Genomic DNA, 15,988 nt, shown 5'->3' on the forward strand with positions numbered 1-15,988 from the left:
GTCTACTCTAGTTGTAAGTTATTTTCAAGATATGAGTCATCAGACAATTTTGGGTAAAAAAAACATATATGTTATCAAACACATATGCCTTACAATTTTTAGATAGCATTCCAGTCCCCAGACAGGGTCTAGGGACCAGACAGAGCTAGACTAGGTTTCCCATCATCGTAACACTCTATTCTACTATTTTATTATTAAACGAATTCAATAATTACCATTGGTGCATTGTCACCACGGCGAGGTTCTGTTTTAAGAATCCGAGTATAACCACCTTGACGATCTTCGTAGCGTGGTGCAATTTCGTTGAATAATTTTTGAACTGCAGTTTCCACAACAACTTTATCCTCTTCAGCACGTACATCGGCAACTTCATTACGAACAAATGCTAATGCCCGACGACGAGAAGCTAAATCGCCACGTTTACCTAAAGTTACCATTTTATCAGCAAGCTTACGCACTTCTTTCGCACGTGTTTCGGTAGTTACAATACGGTCATTGATAATTAAATCAGTCGTTAAATCACGTAACATTGCTTTACGTTGCGCACTGCTACGACCTAATTTACGGTATCCCATTATTTTATCCTCCTTTGTTAATTAATCTTCTTCACGAAGTGACAGGTCAAGATCATCTAACTTACCTTTAACTTCATCAAGAGACTTGCGACCAAGATTTCGTACTTTCATCATTTCTTGCTCAGACTTCTGAGTTAACTCTTGGACAGTGTTAATACCAGCCCGCTTCAAGCAGTTATAAGAACGAACAGAAAGATCCAGTTCTTCAATGGTCATTTCTAGCATTTTTTCTTTTTGCGTTTCTTCTTTTTCAACCATAATTTCAACATCATGGGTTTCAGAAGTTAAGTCTACAAACACAGCAAGGTGTTCAGTAAGAATCTTAGCAGCTAAGCTTAATGCTTCGTCAGGTGCAATTGTACCATCAGTCCAGATATCAAGCGTGAGCTTATCATAAGCATTGATTTGCCCAATCCGCGTATTCTCAACCTGGTAATTTACCTTGGTAATTGGGGTATAGATTGAGTCAACTGGAATCTCACCAATTGGCATGCTGGCAGTTTTATTATGTTCTGCGCGCACAAAACCCCTACCATTGCTAACATTCATCAGCATATGGAATTTGGCACCATCTTCAAGCGTACAGATATGTAGGTCTGGATTCATTACTTCAAAATCAGAGTCAGCAATAATATCCTTAGCAGTTACTACTGCAGGGCCAACCATATCAATTTCAACTTGTTTTTCTTCCACATCATACAATTTCAGTGAGAGTTGTTTGATATTCAAAACAATTTGTGTCACGTCTTCACGAACACCAGGAACTGTAGAATATTCGTGTAAAACATCATCAATTTGAATTGATGTCACAGCTGTACCTGGTAAAGAGGACAACAAAATACGACGTAATGAGTTCCCAAGGGTAGTTCCATATCCGCGTTCTAATGGTTCAATCACGAATTTCCCAAACTTAGAATCTTCGCTGATTTCAATCGTTTCAATATTTGGTTTTTCAATTTCGATCATCTTTGTTGATGTACCCCTTTCAAAACGTGAAAAAAATGTACCTCTGCAGTTTAAATTGCATCAATCGTATTAAACACGACGACGTTTTGGTGGACGACAACCATTATGTGGAATAGGTGTAACATCGCGAATCGCAGTTACTTCTAAACCAGCAGCTTGTAAGGCACGAATTGCAGACTCACGACCAGAACCAGGTCCTTTAACTGCAACTTCAACTGTTTTCATACCATGATCCATAGCAGCTTTTGCAGCTGTTTCTGAAGCCATTTGGGCAGCATAAGGTGTTGATTTACGAGAACCTTTAAAACCTAAGGCCCCTGCTGATGACCAAGCAATTGCGTTACCATGTTCATCGGTAATCATAACAATGGTATTGTTAAATGTTGAGTGGATGTGTGCAACACCAGTTTCAACATTCTTTTTCACACGACGACGGCGAGATGTTGTTGGACGTTTAGCCATTCTGTATACTCCTCCTTCTTAATAAAATTATTTCTTCTTACCAGCAATAGCAGTAGCTGGTCCTTTACGAGTACGGGCATTATTTTTAGTATTTTGTCCACGTACCGGTAAACCACGACGATGGCGGATACCTCGGTAGCTACCAATTTCTTGTAGACGTTTGATATCTAAGTTACGTTCCCGACGTAAGTCACCTTCAACTTTAATTGAATCTACTTCTTTACGGATGCGGTCTAACTCATCGTTAGTTAAATCAGATACACGAGTATCCTCTGAAACATCTGCTGCCTTTAAAATTTGTTTAGCAGTCGTGTTACCAATACCGTAGATATAAGTTAATGCAATTACAACACGCTTATTACGTGGAATATCGACACCTGCGATACGAGCCATAGATGGGCACCTCCTCTAAATTAATTATCCTTGACGTTGTTTATGTTTTGGATTGCTGCAAATCACCATAACTCTGCCGTTACGACGAATAACTTTGCAGTTTTCACAAATTGGTTTAACTGATGCTCTAACTTTCATAACTTAACCTCCTCAATTAATCTCCAACTACTTGAAGCGGTAAGTAATCCGACCTCGCGTTAAGTCATATGGAGACATTTCTACTTTTACTCGGTCCCCAGGTAAGATTCGGATATAATTAACCCGGATTTTGCCTGACACATGAGCCAAAATTTCAAAACCATTTTCTAATTGAACTTTAAACATAGCATTGGGTAACGATTCAGTAACTTCGCCTTCAACTTCAATCATATCTTCTTTAGCCACAACAGTTCCCTCCTCATCGTGTTATGTTTAGGTAGTCTAATAAACAGTAAATACACGGTCAACTTGAACAGTTTACCATGTTTTTACTGCAAAATCAACTTATATTTGATCTAGAATCTTTTTGATTTCTGCAAAGACATTGTCAATGCCAATATCTCCAGGTACTCGTTTTACAAGACCTTTCTTATCGTAAAACTCTAGTAAGGCTTTGGTTGATTCTTCATTAACTTTTAAGCGATTTTCGACAACTTCAGGCTTATCATCTTCACGTTGGTAGAAGTCATTGCTACCGCAGTTATCACAGACACCAGCCTCTTTAGGTGGGTTGTTAGTTAAATGATAAGTCTGACCACAGTTGCGACAAATAATCCGACCAGATAAGCGTTCCTTTAAGATATCTTTATCGACATCAATAAAGATGACAACTTCAATCGGTTTATTAAGGTCGTTAGTGATATCTTCTAAGGCTTGGGCTTGGTTAATGGTTCTTGGGAAACCATCCAGCATGTAACCCTTGTTAGTATCGTCTTGAGCCAAACGCTCTCTTACAATACCGTTAGTTACCTCATCAGGCACTAGATTCCCTTCATCCATGAAGGTCTTGGCCCGCTTGCCAAGTTCTGTACCATCTGCAATCGCTTGTCTAAACATATCACCAGTAGAAATATGTGGAATTGGATACGCTTCTTTAATCTTAGCTGCTTGGGTACCCTTTCCGGCACCTGGCAGACCCATTAAAATAATATTCATTATCTTTTCCCTTCAATACTAATCGCGAATAAAGCCTACATATTGACGTTTAATCAACCGACCCTCAATTTGTTTAGCTGTATCTAAGGCCACACCTACCACAATAAGCAGGGATGTTCCCGATAGAGCAATATTTTGAGGCAAATTAAATAGGTAGGACCCTACTAAAGGCAGGGTAGCGATGGCCATCAAGAAGATGGATCCAACACTTGATAAACGATTAATTACGCGAGCAATAAAATTCTCTGTCGCAAGCCCCGGGCGGACACTTGGTATATAGCCCCCAGATTTCTGTAGATTCTCGGCAGCACGCTCGGGATTAATTTGAATATGCGCATAAAAGAATGTAAAGGCAATAATTGTAATTGCATATAAGGCAATACCGGCTGGTTGCTGTAAGTTAAAAATATTATTTAATATTTTAAACCACTGGCTACTTCCATGATCAGCCGCAAATAAACCTAAAATAGTTTGCGGCACCATAATCAATGAAGAGGCAAAAATAACTGGTATAACCCCTGCTGAATTAATTTTTAAAGGTAGGTGAGACTTTTGGGTCATCGCATTCGCACGTTTAGAATAACGCACCGGAATCCGACGTTCAGCCTGGTTAACATAGATAACTACCATCAAAATTAATAAAGCTAATAAGGCAAAACCAGCAACCAAGAGGCCATTTTCGAGCAACTGGTCCCCAGAGGCTTTAATGAAGCGCTCTTCAACCAGGGTGTAGACCTCAGCAGGAATACGGGCAACAATACCTGCAAAGATAATCATTGAAGTTCCGTTACCAATACCAAATTGCGTAATTTGGTCACCTAGCCAGACAACAAACATGGAGCCTGCCGTCATTATTAAAGCAATCATCACATAAGTTGGAAACGATGGGTTGACCACCAAGCCAAATTGAGAAAGGGTATTAAAGCCAACCGATAGAGCTAAGGCTTGGGCAAAAGCCACAAATACAGCCAAATATCTAGTGGCACGATTCAATTTGCGCCGACCAACTTCCCCTTGCTTAGACCACTCAGTAAATGAGGGGATAATATCCATCTGTAAAAGCTGAATAATAATTGACGCCGTAATATAGGGCGAGACCCCTAAAGAGAAAATTGAATAGCTTGATAGCGCGCCGCCACCAAAGGTATTCAATAATCCAAATAGGCCTGACGCAGATAATAATCTAATCGCAGAGGGATTCACACCTGGAACAGTAATATGAGCCCCAATCCGAAAGACAATCAGCATCATCAAAGTAAAGAAGAGCCGGCTTCTAATGTCTTTATCCTGAAAAACACGCTTCAGAGTAGTAAACATTAGATCACCTCACATGTACCCCCAGCGGCTTCGATCGCTTCTTTAGCGGACGCTGAGAACTTAGCAGCCTTAACGTTTAATTTACGGTTAATCTCACCGCGACCTAAAACTTTAACGCCAGCTAATTCTTTCTTAACTAAACCAGCTTCAATTAAGCTAGCTGGTGTTACTTCCGCACCATCCTCAAATACGTTTAAGTCATCAAGATTGATCACTGCGTACTCTTTACGGTTAATGTTGGTGAAACCACGTTTAGGAATACGTTGGAATAAAGGTGTTTGTCCACCCTCAAAACCTAAGCGTGTCTTACCTCCTGAACGAGATAATTGACCCTTTTGTCCGCGTCCAGCAGTTTTACCATTACCAGAACCCTGACCACGGCCAACACGGTTGCGGACATGACGTGAACCTTCAGTTGCTTTCAATTCATGTAATTGCATTTAGGCACCTCCTGTCTATATTATAACTATTTTGCTTCTTTAACTTCAACTAAATGTTGAATTTTACGGACCATTCCGTCAATCGCGTCGTTACTTTCAACGGTAACAGTTCTGCCGATTTTGGTTAAGCCCAAAGTTTTTGCTGTTGCGATTTGGTCTTGCTTACGTCCAATTAAAGAACGTACTAAAGTGATTTCATATTTAGCCATTCACTTTACCCCCTTAACCTAGCAATTCTTCAACAGACTTGCCACGTAATTTTGCTACCTCTTCAGGTCGTTTTAATTGTTTCAAGCCTTCAACAGTTGCACGAACAACGTTGATTGGAGCAGAAGAACCTAAGTTTTTAGATGTGATATCAGCGATACCAGCTAACTCGACAACGGCACGAACAGGTCCACCAGCAGCAACCCCTGAACCAGGTGCAGCAGGTTTTAATAAGACGTGACCACCATTGAACTTACCAATCATTTCATGAGGAATAGTTGTTCCTTGGATTGGTACTTCAATCATGTTTTTCTTACCGTCTTCAATCGCTTTACGGATTGCTTCAGGAACTTCGGCGGCTTTACCAGTACCGAAACCAACACGGCCATTACGGTCACCAACAACAACTAAAGCGGCGAAATTCATACGACGTCCACCCTTAACAACTTTAGTTACGCGGTTAATGGCAACTACGCGGTCTTCAATTTCATTTGTTTGAAAATCTTGTTTGTTTTGAGACATTTTCTGGCTTCCTCCTTTTCCTAGAATTCTAATCCATTTTCACGGGCAGCTTCTGCTAAAGCTTTTACACGACCGTGATATTGGTATCCAGCGCGGTCAAAGACAACGCCTGAAATATTTTGTTCTTTTGCACGTTCAGCAATGGCTTGGCCAACTGCACTAGCACTTTCAATTTTTGATTCTTTGTTTAAGCTTTCTTCCATATCAGAGGCACTTGCAAGCGTAACACCCGCTACGTCATCAATTAATTGAGCGTAGATGTGTTTGTTTGAACGGAAAACATTTAAGCGTGGGCACTCTGCTGTTCCAGAAATCTTAGTCCGAATACGCGCGTGGCGTTTTTGACGTAATGCATTTTTATCTGGTTTGCTAATCAAAATTGTCACCTCTTTATTTTCTAATTATTTTTAAAATGAATTTGATTTCAATAGTTATGGGTAGGTCAGGATTATTTACCTGTTTTACCTTCTTTACGACGTACGAATTCATCAACATAACGGATACCTTTACCTTTGTAAGGTTCTGGTAAGCGAGTTGCACGAATATTAGCTGCTAATTCACCAACAGCTTCTTTGTCGTAACCTTTTACGATGATTTGGGTATTTGAAGGTACTTCTAATTCAACACCTTCACCAGCTTCAAATTCAACCGGGTGAGAAAGACCCACGTTTAGGGTTAATTTGTTACCAGCCAATTGGGCCCGGTAACCAACACCGACTAATTGTAATTCTTTCTTGAAGCCTTCTGACACACCTTCAACCATGTTGTTGAAAAGTGAACGAGTAGTTCCATGAATAGAACGAGATTCTTTATTATCATTTGGACGCGTGAAGGTTGCTTCATTATCTTCAATGTTAATCGCGATAATTGGGCTTAATTCACGAGTTAATTCGCCTTTAGGGCCTTTAACAGTCACTGTATGACCGTCGATTTCTACGGTTACGTTACTAGGAATAGTTACTGGTTTGTTACCAATACGACTCATCTAGCCTGCACCTCTCTTTCTTATAATTTTACCAAACGTAGGCTAATACTTCGCCGCCAATATTTTTTGCGCGGGCTTCTTTATCAGTGATAACACCTTCTGAGGTAGATACTAGGGCGATACCTAAACCATTTAATACACGTGGTAGCTCTTCAGCACCTGCATAAACACGCAGACCTGGTTTAGAAATACGACGTAGGTTAGTGATAACACGCTCTTCATCAGAAGTATATTTCATGAAGACACGGATAACATTCTGTTTGTCATCTTCGATAACTTCAAAATCTTTGATGTATCCTTCTTCTTTTAAGATATTTGCAATAGCAACTTTCATGTTAGATGATGGGCTTTCAAAAGACGCATGTTTCGCTTGGTTAGCGTTACGAATACGTGTTAAGAAATCCGCAATTGGATCAGTCATTACCATAAAATGCTTACCTCCTTACTTTTATAATTACCAAGAAGCTTTTTTAACGCCAGGAATTTGTCCTTTATAGGCAAGTTCACGAAGGCAAATACGACATAACTTGAATTTACGGTAGACTGAATGTGGACGACCGCAACGTTCACAGCGTGTATAGGCTTGAGTAGAATATTTTGGTTTACGTTTGTTCTTTTCGATCATTGCTTTTCTAGCCATTAAATGTTCGCCTCCTTAATTTATTTTTTGAACGGCATGCCTAGTTGGCTTAATAGCTCTCTTGATTCTTCATCAGATTCTGCGGTTGTAACAATAACGATATCCATACCACGTACTTTATCAACATTATCAAAGTCGATTTCTGGGAAGATTAATTGCTCACGCACACCTAATGTGTAGTTACCACGTCCGTCGAATGAACGATTTGAAATACCGCGGAAGTCACGTACACGAGGAAGGGCAACTGATACTAACTTATCTAAGAAGTCATACATACGCTCACCACGTAATGTTACTTTAGTACCAATTGGCATACCTTCGCGTAGACGGAAGCCAGCGATTGATTTCTTAGCTGTTGTAACGACAGGTTTTTGACCTGAAATTAAAGTCAATTCTTCAACAGCTTTTTCTAGAACTTTAGAGTTTGTTACAGCTTCACCAATACCCATGTTGATAACAATCTTTTCGACCTTAGGGGCTTGCATAACTGAACTGTAATTGAATTTTTCTACTAATGAAGGAACTACTTCATTTTTGTATTTTTCTTGTAAACGGTTAGCCATCTTGTTAGGTCCTCCTTTCCTAATTAGTCAATTGCTTGACCAGATTTTTTAGCCACACGAACACGTTTGCCATCTTGCTCTTGGATGCCAACGCGAGTTGCTTGACCAGATTCTGGATCAACTAGTTGTACATTAGATACATGGATTGGTGCTTCCACTTCAATAATACCGCCTTGTGGGTTTAATTGAGATGGACGCTCATGTTTTTTAACAATGTTTACACCTTCAACAATGACTTTGTCTTGTTTTGGTAAAGCTTGTTTTACGGTAGCTTGAACACCTTTATCTTTACCTGCAATTACCTTTACAGTATCGCCTGTTTTAATACGCATACTTGCACCTCCTTAATTTTACGATTATAGAACTTCTGGCGCTAGTGAGATGATTCTCATAAAGTTGTTTTCACGTAATTCACGGGCAACAGGTCCGAAAATACGAGTTCCACGAGGAGAATTATCTTCACGGATAATGACGCATGCATTTTCATCAAATTTAATGTAAGAGCCATCGTTACGGCGAACACCAGTCTTAGTCCGCACGATTACGGCCTTAACAACTTCACCTTTTTTAACAACGCCGCCGGGTGTTGCTTGTTGAACTGAACATACAACGATATCGCCAATGTTAGCAGTTTTACGACCAGAACCACCTAGGATTGAAATTGTTTTAACTTCGCGGGCGCCTGAGTTGTCAGCAACCTTCATACGAGTTTCTGTTTGAATCATTCTAGAATCCTCCTTCCAGCTTTAGATTAGATAATTACTGATTCTTCAACGATATCTACTAAGCGGAAGTATTTATCTTTAGATAATGGACGAGTTTCCATGATTCTTACGATATCTCCAAGCTTAGCAGCGTTGTTTTCATCATGTGCTTTGTATTTTTTAGAATATTTAATACGTTTTTTATATGTTGGATGAAATTTGAAAGTATCTACTTGGACAACGATTGTTTTCTCCATTTTGTCAGAAACAACCCGGCCTTGTAGCACTTTACGATCATTACGTTCTTCTGCCATGGGTAAGTGCCTCCTCCTTTTTTTCTGAATTCCTTAATTATTCTGCAATTTCGTTTTGACGTAATGCAGTTTTAATACGAGCGATTTGTTTACGAACTTCCTTAATGCGGGCAGTATTTTCTAATTGACCAGTTGCCAATTGGAATCGTAAATTGAATAGTTCTTGTTTGAACTCTTGCTCTTTTTGGTTTAGTTCATCAGTGGATAAGGCTTTAATTTCGCTAAATTTATTCATTCGATTCACCACCAATTTCACGTTTTACGATTTTTGTACGAACTGGCAACTTGTGAGATGCCAAACGTAAGGCTTCTTTTGCAACTTCTTCAGGAACACCGGCAACCTCAAACATGATTTTGCCTCGTTTAACAGGAGCAACCCATCCTTCAGGTGCACCTTTACCTGAACCCATCCGAACACCGATGGCTTTAGCTGTATATGATTTATGAGGGAAGATTTTAATCCAAACCTTACCACCACGTTTCATATAACGGGTCATGGCAATACGGGCAGCTTCAATTTGGCGGTTAGTGATCCATTTTGAATCTAGGGCTTGTAGGCCAAATTCGCCATAAGCGATTTCTTTACCGCCTTTAGCTTCTCCGCGCATTTTGCCACGGAATTCACGTCTGTGTTTTACGCGTTTTGGTACTAACATGCTTATTCCTCCTCTTGATTATTAATTGTAGGAAGGACTTCTCCGCGACAAATCCAAACTTTAACACCTAACTTACCATAAGTAGTGTCTGCTTCTTCCCAAGCATAGTCGATGTCTGCACGTAAAGTATGCAATGGAACTGTACCTTCTACATAAGTTTCTGAACGGGCCATATCTGCACCGTTTAAACGACCTGATACTTGAACTTTGATACCTTCAGCGCCAGCCTTCATAGTGCGTTGGATCGCTTGTTTTTGTGCCCGACGGAAAGCAACACGGTTTTCTAACTGTTGGCAAATTCCTTCAGCAACTAATTTAGCATCTAAATCAGGTTTTTTGATTTCAATAATATTTACGTGTACACGTTTACCAGTAAGGTTATTTAAGTTTTGACGTAAGGCGTCTACTTCTGCGCCACCTTTACCGATAACCATACCTGGTTTAGCAGTATGGATATTTACGTTTACTTTGTTTGCTGCACGTTCAATTTCTACTTGTGATACAGAAGCATCTTTAAGAGTTTCTGCAATATACTCACGGATATTTAAATCTTCGTGAAGAGTGTCAGCAAAGTCTTTGTCTGCATACCAGCGTGCGTCCCAGTCTTTAATGACGCCAATCCGCATACCGGTTGGATTAATTTTTTGACCCACTATTACGCCTCCTCTGCTTCTTTAACGACTACTGTGATGTGACTTGTACGTTTATTAATTCTTGAAGCTGAACCACGCGCGCGAGGACGGAAACGTTTCATAGTTGGTCCTTCGTTTACGTAAGCTTCGCTTACAAATAATTTACTTGTATCAAGATCATAATTATGTTCTGCGTTTGCTACTGCTGACATTAACACTTTCTCTACTACAGGAGATGCTGAGCGAGGTGTGTTACGTAAAATTGCGATAGCTTCACCAACAGTTTTGTTGCGAATTAAATCTACCACTAAACGAGCTTTACGCGCAGAAATACGAACTGTTTTTGCAGTTGCTTTTGCTTGTTCTGCCATGTTTTATTTCCTCCCTCCGATTAGCGACGAGTAGTTTTGTCGTCTTTACCATGTCCACGGTAAGTACGGGTTGGTACGAATTCACCTAATTTGTGACCAACCATGTCTTCTTGGATGTAAACTGGTACGTGTTTGCGGCCATCGTATACAGCAATTGTTAACCCGATAAAGTTAGGGAAAATTGTTGAACGGCGTGACCAAGTTTTAATGACTTGTTTCTTTTCTGCTCCTTCTTGTGCGACCACTTTTTTCATTAAGTGGTCATCACAGAAAGGCCCTTTTTTCAAGCTACGGCTCATGAATCAAAGACTCCTTTCGTATCTAGTTTGTCTTAGTTTAATTATTTAGAATTACGACGACGTACGATTAGCTTGTTGCTACGTGCGTTCTTATCACGAGTTTTAACACCACGGGCTGGTTTACCCCAAGGGGTTTTTTGATGTTTCAGACCGATTGGCGCTTTACCTTCACCACCACCGTGTGGGTGATCATTAGGGTTCATTACAGAACCACGAACGGTAGGACGTTTACCTGCCCAACGAGAACGACCAGCTTTACCAACATTGATTAGTTCATGTTGTTCGTTACCTACAGTACCGACAGTGGCACGACAAGTAGCTAAAATCATACGAACTTCACCAGAGTTTAGACGAACAAGGACGTATTTGCCTTCTTTACCTAAAACTTGAGCGCTTGTACCAGCGGCACGTACTAATTGACCACCTTTGCCTGGTTTAGTTTCAATATTGTGGATGATTGTACCCACTGGAATGTTAGCTAAAGGTAAGGCATTACCTACTTTAATATCCGCTTCAGGACCAGATTGGATGCGGGTGCCTACTTCTAAACCACGAGGGGCAAGAATATAAGCTTTAACACCATCTGTATAGTGGATTAAAGCGATATTAGCTGAACGGTTTGGATCGTATTCGATCGCTTTTACAACGCCTTCAACATTATCTTTATTGCGTTTGAAGTCGATGACCCGGTAAGCACGCTTGTTACCGCCACCACGGTGACGAACAGTGATTTTACCATCGCGACCACGACCAGCACGTTGTTTTTTAGATTCTAATAAACTTTTTTCTGGGGTTGATTTAGTAATGACACTAAAATCATAACCAGTCATATTACGACGACCATTTGTAGTCGGTTTATAATGTTTAATAGCCATGGTTTACCTCCTTATATTATTATTCTTCGTCTTGGAAGATTTCGATTGATTGACCTTCAGCAAGTGTTACAATCGCTTTGCGACGGTTACGTGTATAGCCTGCATAACGACCCATGCGTTTCAACTTGCCCTTAACATTCATGATGTTAACTTTTTCAACTTCTACATCGAAAATCTCTTCAATTGCTTGTTTCACTTGAGTTTTGTTAGCACCTTTTTGAACTTCAAAGGTGTATTTGTTATTGTCCATTGCTTCCATAGAAGCCTCTGTAATGATTGGACGGATAATAATATCGTGTGCTGACATTATGCAAGTACCTCCTCTACTTTAGAAAGTGCTGCTTGTGTCATGATAACTTTTTCGTTGCTGACTAAAGCTAGAACATTTACATTGTTTTCATCAACAATTGTAACGTTAGCTAAGTTACGTCCTGATAATACAGCGTTATCGTTATCAGCTGATACTACAACTAATACTTTAGTATCAACATTTAAGTTTGCTAACACTTCTTGGAATGCTTTAGTTTTTGGTGCTTCAAAGTTTAAGCCTTCAACTACGATCAAGTTGTCATTTGCAAGTTTCTCAGAAAGTGCTGAACGAAGTGCTAAACGACGAACTTTACGTGGTAATTTGAAAGCATAAGAACGTGGGGTTGGTCCGAATGCGCGGCCACCGCCTACCCATTGAGGAGAGCGGATAGAACCTTGACGTGCACGACCAGTACCTTTTTGACGCCATGGTTTGCGGCCACCACCGCGTACTTCGCCACGGCTTTTAACTGAATGCGTTCCTTGACGTTGAGATGCGCGTTGCATCAAAATAACATCGTACATTGCTTGCTCATTTGGCTCAATTGCGAACACATCATCGTTTAAAGTGATTTCGCCTGCTTGAGAACCATCTTGTTTAAATAATTTAACGTTAGCCATTATTTATTTCCTCCTTCCTCAATTATTCTGCTGAATTTTTAACAGCTGATTTGATTTCAATTAATGATTTCTTAGCGCCTGGTACGTTACCTTTGATTAAGATAACATTACGTTCAGCGTCAACTTTTACAATCTCTAAGTTTTGGATTGTAATACGTTCGCCGCCCATACGGCCAGGTAATTCTTTACCTTTCCACACGCGAGAAGCATCTGATGCTTGTCCGATTGAACCTGGTGCGCGGTGGAAGTGAGAACCATGTGACATTGGTCCACGTGCTTGCCCATGACGTTTGATGTTACCTTGGAAACCTTTACCTTTTGAAGTTCCCGTTACATCAACGATGTCGCCAGCTTGGAATAATTCCACTGTTACTTCTTTGCCTGTTTCATATTCTCCTAGCTCAACATCTTTGAATTCTTTAATGAAGCGCTTAGGAGTAGTTTCTGCTTTTGCTACATGACCTTTATGAGGTTTGTTGGCTAATTTTTCGCGTTTGTCATCAAAACCTAACTGTACTGCTTCATAACCGTCTGTTTCAACGGTTTTTACTTGTAATACTACGTTTGGTTGAGCTTCGATTACTGTTACAGGGACTAATTCGCCTGACTCAGTGAAAAATTGCGTCATACCTACTTTTTTACCTAAGATTCCTTTAGTCATGAGTACACCTCCGTTATTTTATTTATATTAATTTAATAATATCTAAGTTATGCCAACTGATTACAATTTGATTTCGATGTCTACACCTGAAGGTAAGTCTAATTTCATTAACGCATCAACAGTTTTAGGTGTTGGGTTAATAATATCAACTAGACGTTTATGGGTGCGCATTTCAAATTGCTCACGTGAATATTTATATTTATGTGGTGAGCGGATAATTGTAAATACTGACCGTTCAGTTGGTAGCGGTACAGGACCTGCTACTTGAGCACCTGTCCGTTTTGCAGTTTCAACAATCTTTTCAGCAGATTGATCCAATGCCCGATGTTCATACGCTTTTAAGCGAATGCGAATTTTTTGTTTTGCCATGTTAAGTTCCTCCTCATCAATACTCATGGTTTGACTAGCTCCGCGTAAAAACCGGCTCACCCCCTAATGGCAAAGCGTCCGGGTGTGTCGCAACCTTACGCATCGTAGCTATTCGTCTCAAAGCTTGATATATCAAGCTTTGGGCGTGACTGCTTTTTACAGCACCATAATAGTATACAAGATACTACTCTAAACTTCAAGACTTTCCGGCAATTTTTTTCACTTTGTGACCTTAATTTCAACTTTTGTAATTACTCTGTAAAGAAAAAGGCTTTCTTCTCATCACCTTAACAACTTGTCCGTGTGTATCTTTTTTTAATAAAAGCAAATGCTAGCTTTTATAAATTGGCTAGCATTTGCTTAATGATTTCTTTATTGAATTTTGCATTATATTTGTGCGGGTCAATTATAAAGCCATTAACTTTACCTGGTTGGCCAATAATTATATTGGCTAATTGATCAAAAGACATGATACGTAACTGGCTGTCTGCCTGGCTAAAATTTTCACCAGCTGCTTTGCTGGAAAAACAGGCGATATAAGGATGGCCATCTGGACTAGTTAGGGTGAGCAGATGAGCACTACTTGCTTGCGAACGCTTCTTTTCTACTACATATAAATCGGCATGACGGGCTTGGTTTAGGACTGCCAGAGTTGTTTGGTGGTCTACTTTGTTTTGGTAACTAGCTAAAGCAGCAATTAAATCTTTATTATGCATAGTTAAGTCCCTTCTGTTTTCTACTATTTTAGCAAATACTAGTTAGGAAGTGGTTTTATTTACCTAATTTTTACAAAGGAAAAAACCCGGGCACATGCCCGGGTTCTTGCTACTATATGGACGTTAATATCATAGTAGGGTTCGACCAGTCAGACCAGGCGCCCCTACACCCTTTTGTCTTAGCTGATTTTTTCTAAATCTTAGCCTTTTTGATCAGCTTGCGCTTGGCGACGACGCTTTTTCTCACCCCGATAAGCCATGCGTTGCTCCCGACGGTTGTTGGTTGCCCAAGTTGCATAGTCGTCATCTGTCATGGCTTCAACTTCACCTAATAGGTAGCCATTACCCACTTGAGAGAAGAAATCGTGGTTAGAGGTACCTGTTGATATACCATTCATCACTACTGGATTAACATCCTCGGCTGTATCTGGGAAAAGCGGATCAAAGCCGAGGTTTTGCAAAGCTTTATTAGCATTATAACGAACAAAAACGTTAACATCTTCTGTCCAGCCAATCTCATCATAGATGGTTGCTGTATATTTTTCTTCATTAGCATATAGGTCATACAGTAAGCCGTAAACCCAATTCTTTAATTCTTCTTGTTCAGCTTCAGCTAATTCATTAAAAGCTAATTGGAACTTATAACCAATATAGGTGCCATGTACCGACTCATCTCGTAAAATCAGTTTAATAATTTCTGCGACGTTAGGTAATTTATTATTTCCTAGATACCAAAGTGGCGCATAAAAACCTGAATAAAAGAGGAATGACTCTAAAAGAACTGAAGCTGCTTTTTTCTGTAGAGCAGTTCCATTTTGATAAACCTCATTAATCTTCTCTGCCTTATATTGAATCAGATCATCGTGATTGGTCCAGTCAAAAATTGCATCAATTTCCGCATTGGTATTAAGCGTGATAAAAATAGTTGAGTAAGACTTAGCATGGACCGATTCCATAAAATGCATATTTGAAAAGACGGCTTCTTCCTTTTGGTTACGGGCATCTTTTTGCATAACAACGGCACCCTCTTCAGATTGCAGGGTATCAAGTAAGGTTAGACCGCCAAATACCTTGCCAATCATATCTTGTTCTGCCTTGGATAGACGGCGCCAGTCATCCAAGTCATTAGAGACAGGAATCCGGGTATCTAACCAGAACTGCTCAGTCAATTTTTCCCAGGTCAGCTTATCAACCGTATCTTCTATATCATTCCAATTGATTGCTTCATAATGTTTTGCATTCATCCTAAATAGCCTC

At 39.9% G+C, this 15,988-nt stretch carries 31 protein-coding genes; all 31 read right to left on the reverse strand.

From position 1 onward, the window contains the following. Positions 1-194 precede the first annotated feature (194 nt). On the reverse strand, positions 195-575 hold the full coding sequence (gene rplQ / locus AWM75_RS03500) for a 50S ribosomal protein L17 (RefSeq protein ID WP_067978271.1): 381 nt from the start codon (positions 573-575) through the stop codon (positions 195-197). 21 nt (positions 576-596) lie between these two features. Continuing rightward, positions 597-1,541 (reverse strand): DNA-directed RNA polymerase subunit alpha, encoded by a 945-nt coding sequence (locus AWM75_RS03505; protein ID WP_067978274.1) that lies wholly within the window; start codon positions 1,539-1,541, stop codon positions 597-599. 69 nt (positions 1,542-1,610) lie between these two features. Continuing rightward, positions 1,611-2,003 carry a 30S ribosomal protein S11 gene (gene rpsK / locus AWM75_RS03510; RefSeq protein WP_067978276.1) on the reverse strand — a complete coding sequence of 131 codons (393 nt, stop codon included), beginning with the start codon at positions 2,001-2,003 and terminating at the stop codon, positions 1,611-1,613. Positions 2,004-2,030: 27 nt separating this feature from the next. After that, entirely contained in the window at positions 2,031-2,396 is a 366-nt protein-coding gene (rpsM, locus tag AWM75_RS03515; protein ID WP_067978278.1) for a 30S ribosomal protein S13, read from the reverse strand. 24 nt (positions 2,397-2,420) lie between these two features. Beyond that, complete coding sequence (gene rpmJ, locus AWM75_RS03520) at positions 2,421-2,534, reverse strand: 50S ribosomal protein L36 (protein WP_067978280.1); 114 nt, start codon at positions 2,532-2,534, stop codon at positions 2,421-2,423. Between the two features lie 27 nt (positions 2,535-2,561). Beyond that, entirely contained in the window at positions 2,562-2,780 is a 219-nt protein-coding gene (infA, locus tag AWM75_RS03525; protein WP_067978283.1) for a translation initiation factor IF-1, read from the reverse strand. A gap of 99 nt (positions 2,781-2,879) precedes the next feature. Next, on the reverse strand, positions 2,880-3,530 hold the full coding sequence (locus AWM75_RS03530) for an adenylate kinase (RefSeq protein WP_067978286.1): 651 nt from the start codon (positions 3,528-3,530) through the stop codon (positions 2,880-2,882). Positions 3,531-3,548: 18 nt separating this feature from the next. Further along, positions 3,549-4,847, reverse strand: a complete 1,299-nt coding sequence (secY, locus tag AWM75_RS03535; protein ID WP_067978289.1) for a preprotein translocase subunit SecY — start codon at positions 4,845-4,847, stop codon at positions 3,549-3,551. Further along, positions 4,847-5,287 carry a 50S ribosomal protein L15 gene (rplO, locus tag AWM75_RS03540; protein ID WP_067978291.1) on the reverse strand — a complete coding sequence of 147 codons (441 nt, stop codon included), beginning with the start codon at positions 5,285-5,287 and terminating at the stop codon, positions 4,847-4,849. Before rplO ends, secY begins: the two co-directional genes overlap by 1 nt. A gap of 26 nt (positions 5,288-5,313) precedes the next feature. After that, positions 5,314-5,496, reverse strand: a complete 183-nt coding sequence (gene rpmD / locus AWM75_RS03545; protein WP_067978294.1) for a 50S ribosomal protein L30 — start codon at positions 5,494-5,496, stop codon at positions 5,314-5,316. 13 nt (positions 5,497-5,509) lie between these two features. Continuing rightward, positions 5,510-6,016: a 30S ribosomal protein S5 gene (gene rpsE / locus AWM75_RS03550; RefSeq protein ID WP_067978296.1), complete on the reverse strand. Its 507-nt coding sequence runs from the start codon at positions 6,014-6,016 to the stop codon at positions 5,510-5,512. A gap of 20 nt (positions 6,017-6,036) precedes the next feature. Next, positions 6,037-6,402, reverse strand: a complete 366-nt coding sequence (rplR, locus tag AWM75_RS03555; RefSeq protein ID WP_067978298.1) for a 50S ribosomal protein L18 — start codon at positions 6,400-6,402, stop codon at positions 6,037-6,039. 62 nt (positions 6,403-6,464) lie between these two features. After that, a complete protein-coding gene (gene rplF, locus AWM75_RS03560; RefSeq protein WP_067978301.1) occupies positions 6,465-7,001 on the reverse strand; it encodes a 50S ribosomal protein L6 in 537 nt (178 codons plus the stop codon). Between the two features lie 28 nt (positions 7,002-7,029). Continuing rightward, positions 7,030-7,428 carry a 30S ribosomal protein S8 gene (rpsH, locus tag AWM75_RS03565; RefSeq protein ID WP_067978303.1) on the reverse strand — a complete coding sequence of 133 codons (399 nt, stop codon included), beginning with the start codon at positions 7,426-7,428 and terminating at the stop codon, positions 7,030-7,032. A gap of 27 nt (positions 7,429-7,455) precedes the next feature. Further along, positions 7,456-7,641: a type Z 30S ribosomal protein S14 gene (locus AWM75_RS03570; RefSeq protein WP_067978305.1), complete on the reverse strand. Its 186-nt coding sequence runs from the start codon at positions 7,639-7,641 to the stop codon at positions 7,456-7,458. A 20-nt stretch (positions 7,642-7,661) separates the two neighbouring features. After that, a complete protein-coding gene (rplE, locus tag AWM75_RS03575) occupies positions 7,662-8,204 on the reverse strand; it encodes a 50S ribosomal protein L5 (protein ID WP_067978308.1) in 543 nt (180 codons plus the stop codon). 23 nt (positions 8,205-8,227) lie between these two features. Then, entirely contained in the window at positions 8,228-8,536 is a 309-nt protein-coding gene (gene rplX / locus AWM75_RS03580; RefSeq protein ID WP_067978310.1) for a 50S ribosomal protein L24, read from the reverse strand. Positions 8,537-8,560: 24 nt separating this feature from the next. After that, positions 8,561-8,929 (reverse strand): 50S ribosomal protein L14, encoded by a 369-nt coding sequence (rplN, locus tag AWM75_RS03585; RefSeq protein WP_067978313.1) that lies wholly within the window; start codon positions 8,927-8,929, stop codon positions 8,561-8,563. 26 nt (positions 8,930-8,955) lie between these two features. Next, on the reverse strand, positions 8,956-9,222 hold the full coding sequence (rpsQ, locus tag AWM75_RS03590; RefSeq protein WP_067978315.1) for a 30S ribosomal protein S17: 267 nt from the start codon (positions 9,220-9,222) through the stop codon (positions 8,956-8,958). Positions 9,223-9,259: 37 nt separating this feature from the next. Next, positions 9,260-9,457: a 50S ribosomal protein L29 gene (gene rpmC, locus AWM75_RS03595; RefSeq protein WP_067978317.1), complete on the reverse strand. Its 198-nt coding sequence runs from the start codon at positions 9,455-9,457 to the stop codon at positions 9,260-9,262. Next, on the reverse strand, positions 9,450-9,878 hold the full coding sequence (gene rplP, locus AWM75_RS03600; RefSeq protein ID WP_067978319.1) for a 50S ribosomal protein L16: 429 nt from the start codon (positions 9,876-9,878) through the stop codon (positions 9,450-9,452). Before rplP ends, rpmC begins: the two co-directional genes overlap by 8 nt. A gap of 2 nt (positions 9,879-9,880) precedes the next feature. Next, the gene (rpsC, locus tag AWM75_RS03605) at positions 9,881-10,531 is read right to left on the reverse strand and encodes a 30S ribosomal protein S3 (RefSeq protein WP_067978321.1); all 651 of its coding nucleotides are present in this window, start codon (positions 10,529-10,531) and stop codon (positions 9,881-9,883) included. 2 nt (positions 10,532-10,533) lie between these two features. Continuing rightward, positions 10,534-10,881: a 50S ribosomal protein L22 gene (rplV, locus tag AWM75_RS03610; RefSeq protein ID WP_067978324.1), complete on the reverse strand. Its 348-nt coding sequence runs from the start codon at positions 10,879-10,881 to the stop codon at positions 10,534-10,536. A 20-nt stretch (positions 10,882-10,901) separates the two neighbouring features. Beyond that, the gene (rpsS, locus tag AWM75_RS03615) at positions 10,902-11,180 is read right to left on the reverse strand and encodes a 30S ribosomal protein S19 (RefSeq protein ID WP_067978326.1); all 279 of its coding nucleotides are present in this window, start codon (positions 11,178-11,180) and stop codon (positions 10,902-10,904) included. Between the two features lie 41 nt (positions 11,181-11,221). Further along, positions 11,222-12,055, reverse strand: coding sequence for a 50S ribosomal protein L2 (rplB, locus tag AWM75_RS03620; RefSeq protein WP_067978328.1), 834 nt, complete (start codon positions 12,053-12,055; stop codon positions 11,222-11,224). Between the two features lie 19 nt (positions 12,056-12,074). Then, positions 12,075-12,362: a 50S ribosomal protein L23 gene (gene rplW / locus AWM75_RS03625; protein WP_067978330.1), complete on the reverse strand. Its 288-nt coding sequence runs from the start codon at positions 12,360-12,362 to the stop codon at positions 12,075-12,077. Continuing rightward, complete coding sequence (rplD, locus tag AWM75_RS03630) at positions 12,362-12,985, reverse strand: 50S ribosomal protein L4 (protein WP_067978332.1); 624 nt, start codon at positions 12,983-12,985, stop codon at positions 12,362-12,364. The genes rplW and rplD overlap by 1 nt, the downstream gene beginning before the upstream one ends. Before the next feature lie 22 nt (positions 12,986-13,007). Next, complete coding sequence (rplC, locus tag AWM75_RS03635; RefSeq protein WP_067978335.1) at positions 13,008-13,646, reverse strand: 50S ribosomal protein L3; 639 nt, start codon at positions 13,644-13,646, stop codon at positions 13,008-13,010. A gap of 60 nt (positions 13,647-13,706) precedes the next feature. Then, positions 13,707-14,015: a 30S ribosomal protein S10 gene (gene rpsJ / locus AWM75_RS03640; protein WP_067978337.1), complete on the reverse strand. Its 309-nt coding sequence runs from the start codon at positions 14,013-14,015 to the stop codon at positions 13,707-13,709. A 338-nt stretch (positions 14,016-14,353) separates the two neighbouring features. Further along, the gene (locus AWM75_RS03645; RefSeq protein ID WP_067978339.1) at positions 14,354-14,731 is read right to left on the reverse strand and encodes an SseB family protein; all 378 of its coding nucleotides are present in this window, start codon (positions 14,729-14,731) and stop codon (positions 14,354-14,356) included. A gap of 200 nt (positions 14,732-14,931) precedes the next feature. Then, positions 14,932-15,975 (reverse strand): class 1b ribonucleoside-diphosphate reductase subunit beta, encoded by a 1,044-nt coding sequence (gene nrdF, locus AWM75_RS03650; RefSeq protein ID WP_067978341.1) that lies wholly within the window; start codon positions 15,973-15,975, stop codon positions 14,932-14,934. Positions 15,976-15,988: the final 13 nt, after the last annotated feature.

Origin of the sequence: Aerococcus urinaehominis (assembly GCF_001543245.1) — a bacterium.
In the GTDB taxonomy this organism is placed as follows: domain Bacteria; phylum Bacillota; class Bacilli; order Lactobacillales; family Aerococcaceae; genus Aerococcus; species Aerococcus urinaehominis.